The organism is Streptomyces sp. NPDC051315 (assembly GCF_044455165.1).
Taxonomy (GTDB): Bacteria; Actinomycetota; Actinomycetes; order Streptomycetales; family Streptomycetaceae; genus Streptomyces.
Genome location: NZ_JBITEN010000013.1, coordinates 171,708 through 192,412, shown reverse-complemented (window position 1 = coordinate 192,412; position 20,705 = coordinate 171,708). Strand labels below are relative to the sequence as shown.

Here is a 20,705-nt window from a genome sequence, read left to right as displayed (position 1 = left end):
GGGCTGAGGGGGGAGCAACGGAAACCTTTCGTCACGTGCCGGGGCGGTGCGGTGGGGCCGGTGATCAGCCCTTGACCGCTCCCGAGGTGAGTCCCTTCATGACCTTCTGGTTGAGGAAGAGGTAGATCAGGAGGGTGCCGAAGACGTTGATGCAGATGGCGGCGAACAGGGGCCCGTACCGGGTGGCGCCGAAGTCACCGGTGAAGTTGAGCAGGCCGACCTGGATGGTGCGCAGGTCCTGGTCGTTGGTGAAGGTCAGCGCGATCAGCAGGTCGTTCCAGATGAAGAAGAACTGCACCAGGCCGACGGTGAGCAGGGCGTTGCGGACCATGGGCACGCTGATGGTCCAGAAGGCGCGCAGGATGCCGGCGCCGTCGATGGTGGCCGCCTCGAACAGCTCCCGGGGCACGGTGCGGTAGTAGGTGGCCATCATGAAGACGGTCAGCGGCAGGCCGGTTCCGGTGTACGTGAGGATCAGCGGCCACAGGGTGCCGGACAGCCCGGTCTGGAAGTACACGGTGAACAGCGGCAGCAGGATCATCTGGGGCGGCACCATCATGCCCGCGAGGAAGACCAGCAGGGTGAGGCTGCGGCCCTTCCAGACCATGACCTGCAGGGCGAACCCGGCGGCCGTGCCCAGCAGCAGGATCAGGGCCAGGGCCGGGACGACGGCGAGCAGGCTGTTCTGGAGGTACAGGCCGATGTTGCCGGTGGTCCACGCCTCGGCGTAGTTGCCCCACTCCCAGGTCGTGGGCAGGCTCCAGGTCGAGTTGTTCAGGTAGTCGTCGTTGGACTTCAGCGAGGTGAGGAACATCCAGACCAGCGGGTAGATCTCGACGACGAGCAGCAGGCCGACGACGGCCTTCACCCACAGCCGGCTCCCCGTGCGGCGTCCTCGGGTCCCGGCGGCGGCGCCGGGTGTCCCGCGGTCCCGGCGGCCCACGGAGCTCTTCACAGGTGTGTCGATGGTGGCCATGGGTTCTCAGCCCTCCGTGAGGTCGCGCCGCGAGACGCGGTAGACGACCAGGCTCACCAGCAGGCACACCACGGTCAGCAGCAGCGCGACGGTGCTGCCGTAGCCGTAGTCGCTGTAGGTGAACGACGTCTGGAACATGTACAGGGTCAGGGGGGTGGTGCCGTTGCCGGGACCGCCGTTGGTCAGCGCCGCGACGGAGTCGAAGACCTTCAGCGTGCCGTTGATGCTGAAGATCAGTGACGACATCAGCACCGGCAGGGACAGCGGCAGCACGATGTGACGGACCAGCCTCAGTCCCGTCGCCCCGTCCAGGCGGGCCGACTCCAGGACCTCGTCGGGGATGTCCACCAGGCCGGCGAAGAGCAGGACGGCGTAGAAGCCCATGGAACGCCAGATGTCCATCACGATCAGCACCCAGAAGGAGCTCCCGGCGCTGCCGAAGAAGTCGACCGGGTCCAGACCGACCGCGTCGAGCAGGGAGTTGACCGGCCCGGTCTGGGGGGCGACCTGGAAGAACTTCTGGAACAGCAGGCCCACCGCGACCGTCGGCAGCACGACGGGGAAGAACACCAGCGTGCGGATCAGTGCCGAGGCGCGCTTGAGGAAGAAGACGTACAGCAGGGCCAGGAGGTAGCCGGCGACCACCTGGCCGACGGTGACGACCACGGCGTACTCGAGGGTGAACCACAGGGCGTCGTGGACGGCCGGATCGTCGAACAGGCGGGAGAAGTTGGCGACGCCGTTGCCGGTGAAGCCCTCGATGGTGTTGCCCTTGGTGAGGGAGTACCCGAGTGACCACACCATCGGGACGAGCATGATCAGGGAGTAGGCGAGGAGGGCGGGGCCTAGCAGGATCGCGATGGCCCTGCGGTCACCGAGTACGCGGTGCATGGGTGGTGTCCACTTCGTTTCCGTTGGGAAGACCTGCCTGACGGTGGCGGGGGCGGCTCACGGGGAGGCACGGAACAGGTCGTGAGCCGCCCCGGCCCGTCACTGGGCGGCCAGCGCGTCCTGAACGGTCCGCATGAACTGCTGGGGGCTCATGCTGCCGTTGACCAGGCTCGCCGCGTTGGTCTGGCTGACGGTGGTGGCCTTGGTGCCGAACAGGGCCTCGAACCACAGGACGTTCTGCTTCGATGTGCTGATGGTGTCGCGGACCTGGGTCGTGACCTCGTTGGCGTCCTTCACCTCGGTGTTGACCTTGAAGCCGGAGATCGAGCCGTGGTCCTTCAGCGCGGTGCTGCCGTAGTTCCTGGCGATGCAGGAGACCCAGTCGCCGGTCTTCTCGTCGAACGACCGCGCGCCCAGGGTGATGCCGAGGCCGACGTTGGAGGGGTACTGGTCGACCGAGCCCTTGCCGCCGGAGACGGCCGGGAAGGGCATGAAGCCGATGTTCTCCGCGCCGACCTTGTTCTGCTGGTCGTCGGAGATGTTCGCCAGCGCCCAGCTGCCCATGTAGAGCATGGCGGCCTTGCCGGTGAGGAACTGGTTCATGGCGGTGTCGTAGTCGATGGAGCCGACGCCCTTGCCGAAGTAGCCCTTCTCGCCGAGCGCGGCGACCTCCTCGGCGGCCTTCACGTACGCGGGGTCGGTCAGCTTCGCCTTGCCGTCGGCGACCTTCTGCAGCGCGTCGGGGCCGAGGCTGCGGTACAGGTAGCCGCTGATCAGGCGGGTCAGCGGCCAGCCCTGCTGACCGGAGGCGGAGAACGGCTGGACGCCCTCCGCTTCCAGCTTCGCCGCGGCCGACACCAGTTCGTCCCAGGTGCCCGGCACCTTCAGGCCGTTCTCCGCGAAGACCTTCTCGTTGTAGAAGATCCCCTCGATGTTGTACTCGTACGGCAGCACCTCCAGCTTGCCGCCGTACAGGGCCTTGATCGTGGAGATGGCGGCCGGCTCCAGCTGGTCGAGGACGCCGAGCTCCCGGAGCTTCTTCTCCAGGTCGGCGACCTGGCCCGACGTCGCCAGCTGCTGGGTCAGCGCCGGCGCGTTGCCCGCCGCGAACTGCACCGGCAGGGCGTTCTGGCCGGCCAGCAGCTGGAGCTTCTGGTCCAGGCTCGCCTGCGGGACGGTCTCCACCTTCAGCGGCAGGGCGTCGTTCGCCGTGCCGCACGCGCCCTTGGACAGGGTGGTCAGTGCGGTTCTGACGGTGGTGTTCTCGGTGACGCTCAGGTAGCTGAAGTCCTCCGGCGCGGACGAGGAGCCGCTCCCGCTGCCGCCGCAGGCGGTGGCGAGCAGCGCGAGGGAAGCGGTGCCGGCGGTGAACAGGCTCAGGCGCGCACGGCGGGCTCGGGGCATACGTACGGACACAAAGGACTCCCAGGGATCGTGGAGCGGAGGCGCGGAGTGGGTGCGGTGCCAGGGGCGACGAGCAGGCCCGGCGAGCGGACGCGGAGAGTGTGTAAAACGTTCTCTACGGCGAGTGGGCAACACCCTGCACCGGGGGCCCCGTCCCGTCAAGACACAGCCGTGTAACGTTGGCGTCACCTGACCGGAGTCTTGACGACCCCGGGGGGTCTCCCTGTAGACCGTTATACTCACGACTACGAGAACCGGAGCGCTGACGATGGACCGGGACGCGGCACCCAGGCAGAACAGACGCGCGACCATCACCGATGTCGCCCGGCATGCCGGTGTGTCCATCGCCGCCGTGTCCAAGGTCCTCCGCAACGCCTACGGCGTGAGCCCGGCCATGCGGGAGAAGGTCACCGCCGCCATCGCCGAGCTCGGCTACCGTCCGCACGCGGCGGCACGCGGCATGCGCGGCCGGACCTACACCATCGGTGTGCTGCTGGACAACGTCCGCAACGCCTTCTTCGCCGACATCCTCGACGGCGTCCAGGACGAACTCCGCCAGAGCGAGTACACCGTGCTGATCGGCGCGGCCGGCTTCGAGCCCGAGGAACAGGCGAGGACGATCCGCGCCCTGGTCGACCGCCAGATGGACGGCCTGATCCTCATCGCGCCGGGCACCCCGCGGGACGAGGTCCTGACCACGGCCGCGTCGACACCGACCGTCGTCATCGGCCATCACGACCTCGCCGACACCCACGACTCGGTCGTCGACGCCGACGACGTCGGGGCCGGCCTGGTCGTCGACCACCTGGTGGCGCTCGGCCACCGCGACATCGCCCTGGTCTCCGCCCCCGGCACCAAGGCCAACCGGTGGAAGCGCACCCCCGAGATCGTGCTGAGCGACGGCTACCTGCGCGCCATGGAACGCCACGGCCTGGCCGAGCACGCGCGGGTGCACCATGCCGCGTACTCCGACGAGGGCGGCTTCAAGGCGGGGATGACCCTGCTGACGGCCGAGCGACCGCCGACCGCCGTCATGACCGGCGCGGACGTGGCGGCCCTGGGCATCTACCGGGCGGCCCACGAACTCGGTCTGCGCATCCCGGACGACCTCTCGCTGGTCGGTTACAACAACACCGCCCTCGCGGCCCTGGCCCCCGTCCAGCTCACCAGCGTCGACCAGGCCGGCCACACCATGGGCTCGGCCGCCGCCCGCATGCTCATCGAGCGCGTGGAAGGCCGGCGGGACAGAGCAATGCAGACGACGATGACACCGCGCCTGGTGGAGCGCGGCAGCACCACGGCCCCGCGGGGCCGCTGACCCACGGACGCCGCCTGGTGCGGGGAGGACGGCGGCGGGCATGGCGGGACTCCGGGGCGCGAGCGGGAGGGAGGGCGCCGCGTGACGGACGCGCCCCCAGGTGAGAGGGCATCGGCGACGCGCCCGCCGGTGAGGGGACGTCGGCGACGGCTCCCGCCGGTGAGGGGACGTCGCCGCACGGACGCGGGACGCGCCTCGACCATGCCTTGCGGGCGTCCGCCTGCCCACCCCCGCCGCGATCCGAAGTGTGGATCCCGTCGATCCAGCGCGTGGATACCCCCAGGAAGCGTGGCGCGGAGAACGGTGCACGCCGCGGGGCGCGCCGCAGGACGCAGGGTCAGGACGGGACGGGAGGCGCGGGCGTGCCGGCCATGCGCCGGCCGACCCGTGCGGCCGTCTCCCGCAGCCAGATGTGGGCCGCGTCGTGCGTGTGCACGGGGTGCCACCACATCGCCTCCCGCAGCGGCACGGCCTCGTACGGCGGCTCCACCACGCGTACGGCGGCGAGGGGTTCGAGGAGGCCGGCGAGGCGGGCCTGGATCAGGGCGATGCGCCGGGTGCCCGCCACCAGCAGCGGCAGGAGCTGGAAGCTGTCGACGGAGACCTCCGCGCGCGGCTCGATGCCCAGCATGCCGAGCTGGCGTACCGCCGGGGCGTCGTAGGTGCGCTGGTAGGTGACCCAGGGCAGCCGGGCCAAGTCGTGCCGGGTGAGCCGGTCGTCGACGCTCGGGTGGTCCTCCGCGACGAGGAAGACCCAGCGGTCCTCGTAGAGGTGGGTGGCCGGGAAGTCGCTGATGACCCCGTGCGGCATGAGCAGTCCGTCGGTGGCGCTGAGCAGGGTGCCGGTGTCGTCGACGACCGTGGGCGGGGTCTGCGCGAAGCGCAGGCGGATGCCGGGGGCCTCCTCGTGCACGACCCGGGCCAGTTCGGCGCCGAAGACGGCGACGGCGTAGTCGGAGGCGACCAGCTTGAACTCACGGCTCTCGGTGGCCGGGTCGAAGTCGGCCTGGCTGGCGAAGAGGCGCTCGAGGACGTCATAGGCGGTGGAGGTGCGGTCGAGCAGGACCTGACCGAGGGCCGTGAGCTCGTAGTGGCCGCCGACACGGGCGAGCAGCTCGTCGTCGAAGTGGCGGCGCAGCCGGGCCAGGGCGGCGCTCATGGCGGGCTGGCTGAGCCCGACGCGCTGCCCGGCCCGGGTGACGTTGCGCTCCTCCAGCAGGGCGCGCAGGGCGACGACGAGGTTGAGGTCCAGGCGGGCCAGGTTCACGGGGCTTCCCCTTGCTGTACGACGCCGACCAGGAAAAATTGACCAGGTGGATGCAGCTCATCCACACAATCTATTTCCCTGATCGCTGGTGGCGGGTCCAGATTAGTGCCACCGCAATCAGGAGGACATGTCCGTGAAACCTGAACCCGTGTCCGCGCTCTTCGCGGGACCGTTCGCCCTCGCCACGCTCTCGGCCCCGGACGGGCCGGCCTTCCCCGCCCTGGTCACCGCCGACGCCCAGGTGCTCGACCTGCGAGCCGCCTTCGGCGACGAGCGGCTGACCAACCGGACGCTGCTGGAGAGCTGGGAGACGGCCCTGCCCCGGCTGCGGGCGCTCGCCGGCGACGACGGCCCGGACCGCAAGCCGCTGGCCGGCTTCCGCGTGCACGCGCCCGTCGAACCGCGCCAGGTGTTCCAGTCGGGGGCGAACTACCGGCAGCACGTGATCGACCTGCACGTCGCGCACCGGGCCCCGGACGACGACCGCCCCGACGAGGAGCGGCGCGCCGAGGCGGCGGAGATCATGGACCGGCGGGCGGCCGAGGACCTGCCGTACGTGTTCATCGGTCTGCCGAGCGCGATCACCGGCCCCTACGACGACGTCGTCCTGCCCGCCTGGGCCGAGAAGCCCGACTGGGAACTGGAGCTGGTGGCCGTGATCGGCCGGCCCGCCCACCGGATCTCGGTGGAGGAGGCGCCCGAGTACATCGCCGGCTACACGATCGCCAACGACCTGACCGACCGTGCCACGGTCTTCCGCCGGGACATGCCGCAGATCGGCACGGACTGGCTGCGCAGCAAGAACGCGCCCGGCTTCACGCCGCTCGGTCCGTGGATCGTGCCCGCCGAGTCGATCGCCGACCCGGACGACCTGCGGGTGACGCTGAAGCTGAACGGCGAGACCATGCAGGACGAGTCCACCAAGGACATGATCTTCGACGTCGCCCGCATGGTGGCGTACGCCTCCCGGACCGCACACCTGCTCCCCGGCGACCTCGTGCTGACCGGCAGCCCGGCCGGCAACGGCATGCACTGGGGCCGGCTGCTGCGCGACGGCGACGTGATGGAGGGCTCGGTCACCGGCCTCGGCGTCCAGCGCACCCGCTGTGTGGCGGAGGCGTCGTGACGCTCGACCGTACCGACCCCGAGGGGGCGGTCGCCCGGGCCGCGAAGGCGTGCTCCAACTGGGGGCGCTGGGGCGCCGACGACGTGCTCGGGACCGTCAACTTCCTGGACGAGGCCAAGCGCCGCGAAGGCGCGGCCCTGATCCGGCGCGGGGTCAGCTTCTCCCTCTCGCAGCGGTTCGACATGAACGGCCCGCAGAAGGGCTGGCGGCGACGGACCAACCCCGTGCACACCATGCTCGACACCGGCACCGACGCGGCCCTCGGCAACCAGGGCTTCCCGCACGGCATCGGCGGCGCCGACGACGTGATCGCGATGCCGTTGCAGTGCTCCACCCAGTGGGACGGGCTCGGACACATCTTCGACCACGGCAGGGCGTGGAACGGGCGCGACGCCGCGAAGGTCGTCACCTCCGACGGCGACCTCGTCACCGGCATCGAGCACATGGCGCCCCACGTCGCGGGCCGCGGCGTGCTGCTCGACGTGGGCCGGGCCGTCGGCACCGACGGAGAGCTGCCCGACGGGTTCGCCATCACCGAGGAGCACCTGACCACGACCGCCGAGGCGCACGGGGTGACCGTCGGCCGCGGGGACATCGTGCTCGTCCGCACCGGACAGCTCGCCCGGGTACGCCGCGACGGCTGGGGCGACTACGCGGGCGGACCCGCGCCGGGGCTGTCCTTCACCACCGCCGGCTGGCTGCACGGCACCGAGATCGCCGCGATCGCCACCGACACCTGGGGCTTCGAGGTCCGCCCGAACGAGTTCGAGCACGCCTTCCAGCCGCTGCACCAGGTCGCCATCCCCCACATCGGGCTGCTGATCGGCGAGATGTGGGACCTGGAGGCCCTCGCCGAGGACTGCGCGAGCGACGGCGTGTACGCGTTCTGGCTCACCGCCGCGCCCCTGCCCATCACCGGAGCCGTCGGCTCGCCGGTCAACCCGGTCGCCGTCAAGTAACCAGCGGAACGAGGGAGTTCCCCCATGAGCAAAGCCCGTACGGTCCTGGTGATCGGCGGTGGCGCGGCCGGCAACGCCGTCACCGTCCTGCTGCGCCGGGCCGGTGTGGCCGTGGACCTGATCGAGGCGAAGGACGACTGGAACGCCACCGCGGGCTCCGGCATCACCCTTCAGGGCAACGCCCTGCGGGTGCTGCGCGAACTGGGTGTCTGGGAGCAGGTCGAGGCGTCCGGCTTCGGTTTCGGCTCCTGTGGCATCACCGCCCCCGACGGCACCGTCCTGCACGTCCAGCGCGACCTGCGCACCGGAGGCGACGACCTGCCCGCCACCGTCGGCATGCAGCGCCCGCAGCTCCAGCGCATCCTGATCGACGCCGTTCGCGCGAGCGGAGCCACCGTACGCCTGGGCGTGCGGGCCACGTCCCTGGACCAGGACGGCGACGGCGTCACCGTGCGCCTCAGCGACGGCACCGCGGGCCGCTACGACCTGGTGATCGCCGCCGACGGCCTCGGCTCCACCACCCGCGCCGCGATCGGCGTCACCGCCAAGCCCGAGCCGACCGGCATGGCCATCTGGCGCGTGGCCGCCCCGCGCCCGGCCGGGGTGACCCGCACCGACCTCGCCTACGGCGGCCCGGCCTACATCGCCGGATACTGCCCGACCAGCGACACCACCCTGTACGCGTACGTCGTGGAGGCCAACCGGGACCGCGCGTCGATCCCGCCGGAGTCCTACGCGGACGAGATGCGGCGCCTGGCCTCCGCCTACGGGGGCTTCTGGCCGGAGATCACCGAGCACATCACCGACCCGGCCAAGGTCAACTACACCTGGTTCGACCGGATGCTGGTCGAGGGCTCCTGGCACCGCGGCCGCGTGGTCCTGATCGGCGACGCCGCCCACTGCTGCCCGCCCACCCTCGCCCAGGGCGCCGCCCTGTCCATGGAGGACGCCTGGGTGCTCGCACAGCTGCTCACCGATGCCGACACCTGGGACGACGCGCTCTTCCAGGAGTACTACGAGCGGCGCGTGCGGCGCGTGCGGCCGGTGGTGGAGGCGTCCGTGCAGATCGGGCAGTGGCAGCTCGACGGGGTCCGGGACGCCGACGTGCCCGGGCTGATGGGCCGCACCATGACGATGCTCCGGGACCTGCCGTGACCGCCCGCCCGTCACCCGGCCACCGCCCCTCGTCGAGCGCCGGCCCGCGCCCCTCCCCCACCGTCGACGTGCACGCGCACGTCCTGCTGCCCGAGGTCGAGGCCCTCGTGGCCGGCCTGCGGGGACTGGCGGAGGCCAAGGCCCTGGACGCCCGGCGCAACGGCCCCGACGCGCTCGCCGTCAACGGCCCCATGGTCCGTGAACGCCTCCCGCGGCTGACCGACGCGACCGTACGCCTGGCCGCGATGGACGCGCAGGGCGTGGACGTCCAGCTGGTCAGTCCCTCGCCCTCGCACTACCACTACTGGGCCGACGAGGAGACGGCCGAGAAGGTGTACCGGCTGGCCAACGAGGCCACCGCTGCGCACTGCTCGGCCGCCCCCGACCGGTTGCGCGGGCTCGGACTCGTCCCCCTCCAGCACCCGCGGCACACCGTGCGCGCCCTCGGCCACGCCCTGGAGCAGGGCCTGGCCGGTGTGGAGATCTCCAGCCACGCCCCGGGACGGGAACTGTCCGACCCGGCGTACGAGCCGTTCTGGGCCCGCGCCGAGGAGACGGGCGCGATCGTCTTCCTGCATCCCTTCGGATGCACCCTCGACGAGCGGCTGGACCGGTGGTACCTGTCCAACACCGTCGGCCAGCCCACCGAGAACGCCGTCGCCCTCTCGCACCTGATCTTCTCCGGCGTGCTGGACCGGCACCCCGGACTGAAGCTGGTCGCGGCGCACGGCGGCGGTTACCTGCCCACCCACATCGGCCGCTCCGACCACGCCTGGTCGGCCCGCCCGGACGCGGGCGCGGGCTGCGCGCACCTGCCCAGCAGCTACCTGAAGCGGCTGTACTTCGACTCCCTGGTCCACGACCCGCACGTCCTGCGGGAGCTGGTCCGCGTCGCGGGGGCCGACCGGGTGCTGCTCGGCTCGGACTTCCCCTTCGACATGGGCACCGAGGACCCGGTCGGCGCCCTGCGCGCCGCACGGCTGCCCGAGGCCGACCTCGACGCCGTACGCGGCCGGAACGCCGCCGCCCTGCTCCGACTCCCACTCGCCTGAGGAGGAACCCCATGAGCGCACGTCTGCTCACCCACCTGCGGCACGTCGACCTCGCCGTGCCCGACTACGACAAGCAGCTCGACTTCTACGCCGGCGTCTGGGGCCTGACCAAGGTCGCCGAGGACTCGGGCATCTCGTTCCTGGCCGCCGAGGGCTCCCCGGAGCAGTACGTCGTCCGGTTGCGCAAGGCCGAGGAGAAGCGCCTCGACCTCGTCTCCTACGGCGCCGCGAGCCCGGCCGACGTCGACACGCTCGCCGAGCGGCTCCTCGCGGGCGGGGTGCGGCTGATCTCCCGGCCGGGCAAGGTCGACACCCCCGGCGGCGGCTACGGCTTCCGCTTCTTCGACGTCGACGGCCGCACCATCGAGGTCTCGGCCGACGTCGAGGTCCGACAGCACCGCAAGATCGAGGAGAAGGAGTCGATCCCGGTCAAGCTGTCGCACGTCGTGCTCAACTCGCCGGACCTCGACCGGACCCGCGCGTGGTACGAGCGCCACCTCGGCTTCCGGCTCTCCGACACGCTCAGCTCGCCGCACATGGGCGAGGTCATGCACTTCATGCGGATCTCCAACCAGCACCACTCCATGGCGCTGGCCAAGGGCCCGCACACCGCTCTGCACCACATCTCCTTCGAGATGCGCGGCATCGACGAGTACATGCGCGGCTCCGGGCGGGTCATCCGCGCCGGCTTCCGCAAGCTGTGGGGTCCGGGCCGGCACATGGCCGGGGACAACACCTTCACGTACTTCCTGGACCCGCACGGCAACACCGTCGAGTACACCACCGAGCTGGAACTCCTCGACGAGGACACCTGGCACCCCCACGTCTACGACTTCTCCCAGCCCGAGGTCACCGACCAGTGGGGCACCGCCAACCCCATGAACGAGATGGTCGCCAAGGAGTCCTTCAACGACCCCGACCGCGGCTGCTTCGTCGCCCCGCCGGTCTGAGCGACTGGCCCCCGGCCCCGGGGACTCGGCGGTCGTGGCCGCGCCCTGTCCCCCTCCGCCGTGTCCCCGGAGCCCGCCGAAGAACCGCCCGGCACCCGTACGGCTCCCGCGTCCATGACGCCGCCCCCGGCCGTCCCCACCCGGTTCGCCTTCCCCTCCACCGCCCCTCCCGCCCCCAGGAGCCGCACATGCGTTTCGCCGCGTACGAGCATCAGCACCGCCGCCGCGTAGCCGTCGTGGAGGACGACGGCACGCTCCTGCCGTTGCCCGGTGTCACCTCGCTCACCGCTCTGCTGAGGGAGACCGACGGGCTGCCGGGGCTGCTCGCCGCGGGCGCGACCGCCCTCGATGTGCCACCCGGTCCGCACGTCTCCCAGGTGCGGCTGCTGCCTCCCCTGCGGCCGTCGTCCGTGCGCGACTTCGTGACCTTCGAGGAGCACGTCGAGGGCGTCCGCCGCGCCGTCGACGGCGTCGCGGGCGTACCCGAGCAGTGGTACGCGGCGCCGACCTTCTACTTCACCAACCCGCACGCGGTCTACGGCCCGCACGACGAGATCCCGGTGCCGCCCGGCTCGGCCGTGCTCGACTTCGAACTCGAGGTGGGCGCGGTGATCGGCCGGGAGGGCCGTGACCTCACGCCCGAGCGGGCCAGCGCGCACATCGTCGGCTACACCGTGTTCAACGACTGGTCCGCGCGCGATCTGCAGTCGGCGGAGATGAAGGTGGGCCTGGGCCCCTGCAAGGGCAAGGACACCGCCACCACCCTCGGCCCCTGCCTGGTCACCGCCGACGAGCTGGAGCCGTACCGCGACACCGACGGCTTCCTGCGGCTGGCGCTGACCGCCGAGGTCAACGGGCAGGTGGTCGGCAAGGACCTGCTGTCCAACATGAGCTGGACCTTCGAGGAGATGACCGCCTACGCCTCGCGCGGCACCCGTGTCGTGCCGGGGGACGTCCTCGGCTCCGGGACCTGCGGGAACGGCGGCTGTCTCGCCGAGCTGTGGGGCGTGCGCGGCGAGCAGACGCCGCCGCCGCTGCGGCCCGGCGACACCGTCAGCCTCACCGTCGAGGGCATCGGCACCCTGACCAACACCGTCGTCCCCGGTGTGCCGCCCGTGCCGCTGCCGGCCGGCCGGCGCCGCCGCAGGGAGCGGCTGTGAGCGACCTGTACCCCAAGAGGCTGCTCGGCAAGGTCGTCGTCGTCACGGGAGCGGCCCGCGGCCAGGGCGCCGCCGAGGCCGAGGCCCTCACCCGGGAGGGTGCCCGTGTCATCGCCACCGACGTCACGGACGCGCCCGGCTGCCGCCGGCTCGACGTCAGCAGCGAGCGGGACTGGGCCGACCTGGCCGCCGAGCTGCGGGAGGCGTACGGCGAGGTGCACGGCCTGGTGAACAACGCGGGCGTCACCTGGCGCGCCCGCGTCGGCGAGGTCCGTCCCGAGGACATGGCGCGCGTGCACGCGGTCAACGTCACGGGCCCGCTGCTCGGCATCCAGCACCTCGCCCCGTTGATGCCGCCGGGCTCCTCCGTCGTCAACGTCGGCTCCTCGGCGGCCCTCACGGCCCACTACCCGGTCGCCTACACGACGAGCAAGTGGGCGCTGCGCGGCCTGTCGAAGACCGCCGCCCTGGAACTCGGCCCGCGCGGTGTCCGGGTCAACACGATCCACCCCGGCTACATCGAGACCGGGATGACCGCCTCCGCGGCGCCGGCCTTCCGCGAGGCCAACATCCGCGAGACCCCGCTCGGCCGCACCGGGACCGTCGGCGAGGTCGCCCCACTGGTCGTCTTCCTGCTGTCGGACGAGTCGTCGTTCATCACCGGTGCCGAGATCCCCGTGGACGGCGGCCTGACCGCGCACGGCGGTGTCAAGTCCGTCTCCGACGCCCTGCTCTCCGGGGCGGCGCGATGAGACGGCTCGAGGGCAGAGTGGCCCTGATCTCCGGCACCGCCCGCGGGCAGGGCCGGGCCGCCGCGCTGCGGTTCGCGGCCGAGGGCGCGCTGGTCGTCGGCGGTGACCTGCGCCACGAGGAGGCCGTCGAGACGCAGCGGCTCATCGCCCGCGACGGCGGCACCGCCCTCACCCCCGGCCCGCTGGACGTCACCGACGAGAACTCCGTGCGGTCCTGGATCGAGGAGGCCGTCGACGCGTTCGGCGGCGTCGACATCGTCTACGCCAACGCCGGTGCCGTCCGTTTCGGGGCGATCGACAGCCAGCCCTACGAGGACTTCGCCTTCACGATGCGTGCCGAGCTGGACTCGGTGTGGCTGACCGTCCACCTGGCCTGGCCGCACCTGGTGCGCAGCCGCGGCTGTGTCCTCACCGTCGGCTCGACCGCCGGACTGACCGGCTCCCTGACCAATCGGCGCACCGCGCACTCGGCGTCCAAGGGCGCGGTCATCGCGCTGACCCGTCAGCTCGCCGCCGAGGGCGCCCCGCACGGGATCCGCGCCAACTGCGTCAGCCCCGGGCTGATCGACACCGACGGCTCCCGCGCCAACCTCCTCGCGGACGACCACCCGATGCGGGACATCGCCCGCCTCATCCCCCTGGGCCGGGTGGGCTCCCCCGACGACGTGGTCGACGCGGCCGTCTTCCTCGCCTCCGACGAGGCCGCGTACGTCACCGGTGCCAACCTCGTCGTCGACGGCGGCTGGTCCACCGTCCTGCCCGGCACCCCCACCTGAAAGGAACCCCGCACGTGAACAAAGTCCGCGCCGGCGCCGCCGAGGCGGTCGCCGACATCCCCGACGGCGCCTCGCTCGCGGTCGGTGGCTTCGGCCTCAGCGGGATACCGGAGGTGCTCATCGGCGCCGTGTACGCGCAGGGCGCGACCGGCCTGGACGTCGTCTCCAACAACTGCGGCGTGGACGGCCGCGGTCTCGGCGTCCTCCTCGCCGCCGGTCGTATCGCCCGCGTCACCGGCTCCTACGTCGGCGAGAACAAGGAGTTCGCCCGCCAGTACCTCAGCGGCGAGCTGGAGGTGGAGCTGACCCCGCAGGGCACACTCGCCGAGCGGCTGCGCGCGGGCGGCGCGGGCATCCCCGCCTTCTACACGCCGGCCGGCGTCGGCACCCAGGTGGCCCGGGGCGGACTGCCCTGGCGGTACGCGCCCGACGGGACGGTCGCCGTCGCCTCCCCGGCCAAGGAGACCCGGGAGTTCGCGGGACGCCCGTACGTCCTGGAGCACGGCATCACCACCGATTTCGCCCTCGTACGGGCCTGGCGCGGCGACCGGCACGGCAACCTCGTCTTCCGCCGTGCCGCCGCCAACTTCAACCCGCTGGCCGCCATGGCCGGACGCGTCACCGTCGCCGAGGTCGAGGAACTCGTCGAACCCGGCGACCTGCGCCCCGACGAGGTGCACCTGCCCGGCGTCTACGTGCAGCGGATCGTGGTGCTGACCCCCGAGCAGGCCGCCGACAAGCAGATCGAGAAGAGGACCGTACGCGCATGAGCACCATGGGCTGGAACCGCGACCAGATGGCCGCCCGGGCCGCGGCCGAACTCACCGACGGCTCCTACGTCAACCTGGGCATCGGACTGCCCACCCTCATCCCCGGCCACCTGCCGCCCGGCGTCCACGTGGTCCTGCACTCCGAGAACGGCATCCTCGGCACCGGCCCGTACCCCACCGAGGCCGAGGTCGACCCGGACCTGATCAACGCCGGGAAGGAGACGGTCACCGTCCTGCCCGGGGCGAGCTTCTTCGACTCCGCGCTCTCCTTCGGCATGATCCGCGGCGGGCACATCGACACCGCCGTCCTCGGCGCCATGCAGGTGTCGGAGCGCGGCGACCTGGCGAACTGGATGATCCCCGGCAAGATGGTCAAGGGCATGGGGGGCGCGATGGACCTCGTCCACGGGGCCCGCCACGTCATCGTCCTGATGGAGCACACCGCCAAGGACGGCACCCCGAAGATCCGCACGGAGTGCACCCTGCCGCTCACCGGCGAGCGGTGCGTGCACCGGATCATCACCGACCTCGGCGTCCTCGACGTCACCGACGACGGCCTCGCCCTCGTCGAGACCGCCCCGGGCGTCAACGTCGAGGACATCACCGCCCGCACCGACGCCCCTCTGCGCCTGGACGACTTCACCGCCGCCTGCTGACGAGGAAGCGCGGCCGCACCGGGCGGACACGCGGGGGCAGCGGGGTGGGGGCAGGGGGGTGGGGGCAGGGGGGTCAGAGGTCGTCGCCGGGGCCGACCAGGCCCGTGAGCGCGCCGACCGGGTCGGGGTCGGGGGTGCCGCGCGGCCACCAGTCGTCGTGGCCCGGCTCAGACTCGTACGCGTACCACAGTCCGTCGCGGCCCAGGCGGAGCTGGACGTGGCCGCGGGGGTGCGTGAGCTGGTTGCGCCAGGGGCGGAAAGCGGGGAGGTCGGCGGCGAGGAGGAGGGGACGGGCCCGGTCGAAACGACCGGCCGGCGGGTCCCACGGCTCCTCCAGGACGGCCAGCCCCTCCGGGCCGCCCTGGCGCCAGGCCGCGACCGCGCGCGCCAGCTCGGCCGGGGTGCGGCCGGCCGCCGAGGCGAGCGAGGCGTAGAGGGCGCGGGTACCGGCGGTGAGGCCGGAGCCGGGACGAGAGGCGGCGATGCGTACGGCGTCCTGCCAGAGGGTCAGTTCACCGATCCCGTCATGGCCGGTGGTCAGCAGGACGTGGGCGCGGGCGGCCGCGTCGGTCGCGAGCTGGTCGAGTGCGAACGAGTCGGGACCGTCCGGGACGGCGGGGTATGCCGGCGGCTGCCCCGGGTGCGGGGGCGCGGGCAGCGGGGCGGGGAGGGGCGGGAGCAGGCGCGCGGGGTCGAGGACCTCCGTGGCCCGGACACCGGGAAGGGGCTCCGGCCCCTGCTCCTGGGCGGCGCGGGCCGCCCGGGTGGCGTTACGACGGGACAGCGCGTCCAGCAGCTCACGCTCACCCCGCCCGCGCAGCAGGAGCAGCACGAACGGGTCGGCGTCGAGCAGTCGCGCGGTCTGGTAGCAGAGCGCGGCGGCGTGCTTGCAGGGGTGGCCCCGGTCGGGGCAACTGCAGTGCGGCTCCAGGTCGCCGGGGCCGGGGAGCAACGGGACCCCGCACTCGGCGAGCGACTCGGGCATCTCCTTGTCGAGCAGCGCGGCGATGTGCCCGGGGCGCTCGACGGCCGCGTCCAGGAAGCGCTCCCAGTCGTCGTCGCCGAGGGTGCGCAGCCGCACCTGGACGCGGTACGGACGGGGACGGCTGCCCTGCACGTACGCCAGGACGAGCCCCGGCGTGACGGTGATCGCGTCGACGTTCCCCTGCTCGGCGTACCCACGGCCACGCAGCAGCCGCTTGGCGTCCAGCGCCCCCTCCTCCAGCGCGCCGACCCACGCATTGCCCCACCACGTCGCGGCGAACCCACCCCCCTCACCGGCAGACCGGGCCGGAAAAGCCGGGAAGGTACGCCGGTGCTCACCGTCGCGGGAGGGAGCGGCCATGGAGCGGGGGGCACGGGCGGGAGTGGCCGCGGTCGCGGAGGTGACCGGGAACCCGGGGGCGGTCGCGGACCCGGACGCGGGAGTGCCCTCAGCGCCCTCCACGACCGGATGCCCGGACGCGACCGGGAAACCCGAACCGGCCGCAGACCCAGAGGTGACAGCAGACCCGGACTCGGGAGTGCCCTCAGCGCCCGTCATCGCCGAAGGACCGGGCATGGCCGGGAAACCCGAGTCGGCCGCGGGTCCAGAGGTGACCGCAGGCCCGGACGCGACCGGGAAACCCGAGCCGGCCGCAGGCCGGGAGGCAGCCGCAAGGTCCGCGGACGCCGTGGCCGCGGGCGTGACGGTGGGCTCGGACGAGGCAGGGCGTCCAGGGATGCCCGCGTGCCCGGGCGCGCCCGCCGACCCGGAGCCGGAGCCATAGCCGGAGCCGGACCCGGAGCGGGATCCGGAGCCGGCGGCCGGCGCGGGTGGAGTCCCCTGAGGCGCCGCCGGGCCGGCGTCGGCGGTCGGCGCGCGGGAAGTGACCTGATCCGCGGCCGGGTCGTCCCGTTCGGTCTCCTCGGGCTCGGTCGTCTCCTCCGGCGGCATGGGGAAGGCGCCCGCGAGGAAGTTCCGCAGGTGACGGGCGCGGTCGTCGGTGGGACGGCCGGGGCGCCGGGCGGCAGAGGGGCGTGCGCCGCCGGGGCGGAGGGGCCGGCGGGCGGTCCCGTCCTCCGGTTCCCCGGGACCGTCCGAGGCGCGGCGTGCCTCGGCCCGGGCCGCTCGCAGCGCCTCACGGGCGATGTCGCCGGGACGCGATCCGGTCGCGGTGCGCGCCTCGCGCGGCCCGTCGGCCACCGGAGGGACCTTTGCCGAGGCGTCCGTCCAGGCCCCCGCCTGGCCGTGCGGCGAGGCACCCGTCAGGCCGTGCGGCGAGGCGCCCGTGTCCGTCCTGGAGGAGTCCGATCCCGCGTCCGCCCCCGCCACGTCCGTCGAGGCGCCCGCGTCCGTCCGGGAGGACTCGGACCCCGCGTCCGCCCCCGCCGCGTCCGTCGCGCGCCGCAGGGCCGCGCGGGCGGCGTCACCGGGCCTCGGGGGACCGCCGGCGGGCCGGTCCTCCGCCGGCTCCCGCGAGGGATGCTCCGCCCGCTGTTCCCGCGCGGCCCGCAGCGCACGGCGCGCCACGTCGGCCGGGCGGGTGTCCTTCTCCGCCATCACGCCTCCCTCCGCAGCCGGACCAGGTCGGACAGCTCCCGGTCGGTCAGTTCCGTGAGGGCCGACTCGCCGGAGCCGAGGATCGCGTCGGCGAGGGCGCGCTTGGACTCCAGCATCTCGGCGATGCGGTCCTCGACCGTGCCCTCGGTGATGAGGCGGTGGACCTGGACGGGCTGGGTCTGGCCGATGCGGTAGGCGCGGTCGGTGGCCTGTTCCTCCACGGCCGGGTTCCACCAGCGGTCGAAGTGGACGACGTGACCCGCGCGGGTGAGGTTGAGGCCCGTGCCGGCCGCCTTCAGGGAGAGGACCAGGACGGGTGTCGCGCCGCTCTGGAAACGGTCCACCATGCGCTCGCGCTCGGGGACGGCCGTGCCGCCGTGGAGGAGGTCCACCGGGACCGCGCGGCCGGCCAGATGGGCGGTGATCAGGCGGGCCATGCCCACGTACTGGGTGAAGACGAGCGCCGAGCCGTCCTCGGCCAGCAGGGTGTCGAGCAGCTCGTCCAGCAGGGCGAGTTTGCCGGAGCGGGCGGCGAGGGCGTCGCCGGTGGCGGGGGTGTCCTCCTTCAGGTACAGCGCGGGGTGGTCGCAGATCTGTTTGAGGGCGCCCAGGAGCTTCAGCACCAGGCCGCGGCGGGCGATGCCGTCCGCCGTCTCGATGGCGAGCATCGACTCGCGCACCACCGCCTCGTACAGTGCGGCCTGTTCGCGGGTCAGCGGGACGGGGTGGTCGGTCTCGGTCTTGGGCGGCAGCTCCGGGACGATGCCGGGGTCGGACTTCTTGCGGCGCAGCAGGAACGGGCGGACCAGCCGGGCGAGGCGCTCCACCGCCTCCTCGTCCTCGCCGGTCTCCACCGCGCGCGCGTGCCGGGCGCGGAAGGACTTCAGGGGGCCGAGGAGGCCGGGGGTCGTCCAGTCCAGGAGGGCCCACAGCTCGGAGAGGTTGTTCTCGACGGGGGTGCCGGTGAGCGCGACGCGTGCGGGGGACGGGATGGTGCGCAGGGCCTTCGCGGTCGCCGAGTAGGGGTTCTTGACGTGCTGGGCCTCGTCCGCGACGACCATGCCCCAGGGCTGAGCGGCCAGCGTCGGGGCCGCCGAGCGCATGGTGCCGTACGTGGTCAGGACGAAGCCGCCGTGCAGGTCGTCCAGGGTGCGGTCGGGGCCGTGGAAGCGGCGGACCGGGACGCCGGGGGCGAAGCGGGTGATCTCGCGCTGCCAGTTGCCGAGCAGGGAGGCCGGGCAGACCACCAGGGTGGCTTCGGTGCGGGCCCGCTGCAGGTGGAGGGCGATGACGGTGATCGTCTTGCCGAGGCCCATGTCGTCGGCGAGGCAGCCGCCGAGACCGAGGGAGGTCATGAGGTCGAGCCAGGCCAGACCCCGCAGCTGGTAGTCGCGCAGGGTGGCGTGCAGGCCGGGGGGCGGATCGGCGGGATGTACGCCGGTGGTGAGGCGGTCGCGCAGGGCGGCCAGCGCGCCGACGGGGACCGCCTCGACGGTCTCGCCGTCGACCTCGGCGGTGCCGGTGAGGGCGACGGACAGCGCGTCCACCGGGTCCAGCAGGCCCAGTTCCCGCTTGCGGGCCTTGCGGACGAGGGCGGGGTCGACGAGGACCCACTGGTCCCGCAGCCGGACGACCGGCCGGTGGGCCTCGGCGAGCGCGTCCATCTCGGCCTCGCTGAGCGGGTCGCCGCCGAGCGCCAGCTGCCAGCGGAACTGCAGCAGCTCCTCGCTCTCGAAGAAGCCGGTGCCGTCGGTCGCGGAGCCGGGGGCGGGCCGTACGACGGCGGCGGCGCTGAGGTCCTGGGCGAGGTCCCTCGGCCAGTGCACGGCGACCCCGGCCGCGGCGAGGCGGGTCGCGGCGACGCCCAGCAGGTCGCTCAGCTCGTCCTCGGACAGGGCGAGGACGTCCGGCGCGTCCTGGTCGGCGAGCCGGGCGAGCGGCGGCCAGACGCGTGCGGCGCGCCGCACGGCGAGGGCGGCGTCGACGCGGGCGCGGGGACCGAAGGCGTCGTCCGCGTCGCCCGCCCACAGGGCCGCCGCGTCGGTCACGAGGGTCGGGTCGGCGAGGCTGTGCACCTGGACGACGGCGACGCCCGCGCGGCGCGCCCCCTCGCCGTCGTCGAACAGGTCGTACGCCGACAGGTCCAGCCGAAGGGAGATCCGCACGCCCGCGTCCATCCCGGCGGCGACCTCCGCCGCCCAGTCGTGGGCGGCGGGCAGGCGCTGCGGCCGGCGGTCCGCGAAGGGCCTCCCGGACGCGTACGGCGCGGCGGGGGTGCGGGGCAGGGTGTCCGCGACGGCGTCGAGGAAGGACCGCATCAGGGCTTCCGGCCGGGGCAGGCGGAGCGGGCCGGGCCCGGACAGTGGGACGGCATGCCCCTCGTACGGCAGGGCCGCGGCGATCGCGCGCAGGTGGGCGATGTCCTCCGGGTCCAGCGGCCCCGCGCGCCAGGCGTCGTGGCCGCTGGGGGTCAGGCCGGGCAGCAGGCGGCCGCGGGCGGCGAGCCGCAGCGCGTGCAGCGCGACGGCGCCCCAGCAGGCCGTCGCGGGGTGGGCGGCGGGGTCGCGGCGGGCGCGCACCAGGAGCGGGAGCGCCCTGTCGAGCGGCAGCGACAGCGCGGGGGCCTGGTGGCGGCGGACGGTGGCGCCATGGCGTCGTACGACCGTCAGGTCCGTGCGGTCGGCGTCCGCCGGGGCGGGCAGGGGGCCGTCGTCCGGGTCCCAGAAGGCGATCCGGCCGTCGCGCGGCAGGGGGGCGGGCAGGAAGACGGCGGGCAGGCGCACGCCGAGCTCCCGCGCCGTGTGCTCGGCGAGCACGGTCGTGTCGGTCATACGCGGTGTCCACCTCCCGCCCGCATGTCGGATCAGTCGTCTTCGACTCTACGGGCGGGGTCTGACAATCGGCCCCGGCGGCCGGCCCGGGGCCGGATGCCCGGCCGCCTCCGGGCCTGA

At 73.2% G+C, this 20,705-nt stretch carries 17 protein-coding genes; 11 read left to right on the top strand and 6 right to left on the bottom strand.

The genetic code is table 11. The features are described from left to right. Window positions 1-64 precede the first annotated feature (64 nt). The 3 genes from ACIBBD_RS24935 to ACIBBD_RS24925 all read right to left on the bottom strand — a co-directional run bounded on the left by ACIBBD_RS24935 (window position 65) and on the right by ACIBBD_RS24925 (window position 3,283). Window positions 65-976 carry a carbohydrate ABC transporter permease gene (locus ACIBBD_RS24935; protein ID WP_399421729.1) on the bottom strand — a complete coding sequence of 304 codons (912 nt, stop codon included), beginning with the start codon at window positions 974-976 and terminating at the stop codon, window positions 65-67. A 6-nt stretch (window positions 977-982) separates the two neighbouring features. Continuing rightward, entirely contained in the window at window positions 983-1,867 is an 885-nt protein-coding gene (locus tag ACIBBD_RS24930; RefSeq protein WP_399421728.1) for a carbohydrate ABC transporter permease, read from the bottom strand. Between the two features lie 99 nt (window positions 1,868-1,966). Further along, a complete protein-coding gene (locus tag ACIBBD_RS24925; RefSeq protein ID WP_399421727.1) occupies window positions 1,967-3,283 on the bottom strand; it encodes an ABC transporter substrate-binding protein in 1,317 nt (438 codons plus the stop codon). Window positions 3,284-3,539: 256 nt separating this feature from the next. On the opposite strand from ACIBBD_RS24925, the gene ACIBBD_RS24920 reads away from it, so the two are divergent. After that, on the top strand, window positions 3,540-4,589 hold the full coding sequence (locus ACIBBD_RS24920) for a LacI family DNA-binding transcriptional regulator (RefSeq protein WP_399421726.1): 1,050 nt from the start codon (window positions 3,540-3,542) through the stop codon (window positions 4,587-4,589). A 337-nt stretch (window positions 4,590-4,926) separates the two neighbouring features. Here ACIBBD_RS24920 and ACIBBD_RS24915 read toward each other — a convergent pair whose 3' ends face one another. Then, window positions 4,927-5,856, bottom strand: coding sequence for a LysR family transcriptional regulator (locus ACIBBD_RS24915; RefSeq protein WP_399421725.1), 930 nt, complete (start codon window positions 5,854-5,856; stop codon window positions 4,927-4,929). A gap of 127 nt (window positions 5,857-5,983) precedes the next feature. Here ACIBBD_RS24915 and ACIBBD_RS24910 point away from each other — a divergent pair, with 127 nt between their 5' ends. The 10 genes from ACIBBD_RS24910 (at window position 5,984) to ACIBBD_RS24865 (ending at window position 15,212) form a co-directional block, all read left to right on the top strand. After that, a complete protein-coding gene (locus ACIBBD_RS24910; protein ID WP_399421724.1) occupies window positions 5,984-6,982 on the top strand; it encodes a fumarylacetoacetate hydrolase family protein in 999 nt (332 codons plus the stop codon). Beyond that, on the top strand, window positions 6,979-7,941 hold the full coding sequence (locus tag ACIBBD_RS24905; protein ID WP_399421722.1) for a cyclase family protein: 963 nt from the start codon (window positions 6,979-6,981) through the stop codon (window positions 7,939-7,941). Before ACIBBD_RS24910 ends, ACIBBD_RS24905 begins: the two co-directional genes overlap by 4 nt. A 24-nt stretch (window positions 7,942-7,965) precedes the next feature. Then, window positions 7,966-9,096 (top strand): FAD-dependent oxidoreductase, encoded by a 1,131-nt coding sequence (locus tag ACIBBD_RS24900; protein ID WP_399421721.1) that lies wholly within the window; start codon window positions 7,966-7,968, stop codon window positions 9,094-9,096. Continuing rightward, window positions 9,093-10,148, top strand: coding sequence for an amidohydrolase family protein (locus tag ACIBBD_RS24895; RefSeq protein WP_399421720.1), 1,056 nt, complete (start codon window positions 9,093-9,095; stop codon window positions 10,146-10,148). The genes ACIBBD_RS24900 and ACIBBD_RS24895 overlap by 4 nt, the downstream gene beginning before the upstream one ends. Before the next feature lie 11 nt (window positions 10,149-10,159). Then, on the top strand, window positions 10,160-11,098 hold the full coding sequence (locus ACIBBD_RS24890) for a VOC family protein (RefSeq protein ID WP_399421719.1): 939 nt from the start codon (window positions 10,160-10,162) through the stop codon (window positions 11,096-11,098). 188 nt (window positions 11,099-11,286) lie between these two features. Further along, window positions 11,287-12,258: a fumarylacetoacetate hydrolase family protein gene (locus tag ACIBBD_RS24885; protein ID WP_399421718.1), complete on the top strand. Its 972-nt coding sequence runs from the start codon at window positions 11,287-11,289 to the stop codon at window positions 12,256-12,258. Then, window positions 12,255-13,010 (top strand): SDR family NAD(P)-dependent oxidoreductase, encoded by a 756-nt coding sequence (locus tag ACIBBD_RS24880; RefSeq protein ID WP_399421717.1) that lies wholly within the window; start codon window positions 12,255-12,257, stop codon window positions 13,008-13,010. Before ACIBBD_RS24885 ends, ACIBBD_RS24880 begins: the two co-directional genes overlap by 4 nt. After that, complete coding sequence (locus tag ACIBBD_RS24875; protein ID WP_399421716.1) at window positions 13,007-13,786, top strand: SDR family NAD(P)-dependent oxidoreductase; 780 nt, start codon at window positions 13,007-13,009, stop codon at window positions 13,784-13,786. The genes ACIBBD_RS24880 and ACIBBD_RS24875 overlap by 4 nt, the downstream gene beginning before the upstream one ends. A 14-nt stretch (window positions 13,787-13,800) precedes the next feature. Further along, window positions 13,801-14,556 (top strand): CoA transferase subunit A, encoded by a 756-nt coding sequence (locus ACIBBD_RS24870; RefSeq protein WP_399421715.1) that lies wholly within the window; start codon window positions 13,801-13,803, stop codon window positions 14,554-14,556. Window positions 14,557-14,561: 5 nt separating this feature from the next. Continuing rightward, complete coding sequence (locus tag ACIBBD_RS24865; protein WP_399421775.1) at window positions 14,562-15,212, top strand: CoA transferase subunit B; 651 nt, start codon at window positions 14,562-14,564, stop codon at window positions 15,210-15,212. Window positions 15,213-15,285: 73 nt separating this feature from the next. On the opposite strand, the gene ACIBBD_RS24860 is transcribed toward ACIBBD_RS24865, so the two are convergent. Beyond that, a complete protein-coding gene (locus ACIBBD_RS24860) occupies window positions 15,286-17,754 on the bottom strand; it encodes an SWIM zinc finger family protein (protein ID WP_399421714.1) in 2,469 nt (822 codons plus the stop codon). Continuing rightward, window positions 17,754-20,585: an SNF2-related protein gene (locus ACIBBD_RS24855; protein WP_399421713.1), complete on the bottom strand. Its 2,832-nt coding sequence runs from the start codon at window positions 20,583-20,585 to the stop codon at window positions 17,754-17,756. Before ACIBBD_RS24855 ends, ACIBBD_RS24860 begins: the two co-directional genes overlap by 1 nt. Between the last annotated feature and the right edge of the window lie 120 nt (window positions 20,586-20,705).

Bases quoted from the DNA above. Each gene is read 5' to 3' on its own strand.
- ACIBBD_RS24920 (WP_399421726.1), top strand. From the start codon at position 3,540: ATGGACCGGGACGCGGCACCCAGGCAGAACAGACGCGCGACCATCACC.
- ACIBBD_RS24935 (WP_399421729.1), bottom strand. From the start codon at position 976: ATGGCCACCATCGACACACCTGTGAAGAGCTCCGTGGGCCGCCGGGAC.
- ACIBBD_RS24855 (WP_399421713.1), bottom strand. From the start codon at position 20,585: ATGACCGACACGACCGTGCTCGCCGAGCACACGGCGCGGGAGCTCGGC.
- ACIBBD_RS24910 (WP_399421724.1), top strand. From the start codon at position 5,984: ATGTCCGTGAAACCTGAACCCGTGTCCGCGCTCTTCGCGGGACCGTTC.
- ACIBBD_RS24930 (WP_399421728.1), bottom strand. From the start codon at position 1,867: ATGCACCGCGTACTCGGTGACCGCAGGGCCATCGCGATCCTGCTAGGC.
- ACIBBD_RS24900 (WP_399421721.1), top strand. From the start codon at position 7,966: ATGAGCAAAGCCCGTACGGTCCTGGTGATCGGCGGTGGCGCGGCCGGC.
- ACIBBD_RS24890 (WP_399421719.1), top strand. From the start codon at position 10,160: ATGAGCGCACGTCTGCTCACCCACCTGCGGCACGTCGACCTCGCCGTG.
- ACIBBD_RS24885 (WP_399421718.1), top strand. From the start codon at position 11,287: ATGCGTTTCGCCGCGTACGAGCATCAGCACCGCCGCCGCGTAGCCGTC.
- ACIBBD_RS24865 (WP_399421775.1), top strand. From the start codon at position 14,562: ATGGGCTGGAACCGCGACCAGATGGCCGCCCGGGCCGCGGCCGAACTC.
- ACIBBD_RS24860 (WP_399421714.1), bottom strand. From the start codon at position 17,754: ATGGCGGAGAAGGACACCCGCCCGGCCGACGTGGCGCGCCGTGCGCTG.
- ACIBBD_RS24875 (WP_399421716.1), top strand. From the start codon at position 13,007: ATGAGACGGCTCGAGGGCAGAGTGGCCCTGATCTCCGGCACCGCCCGC.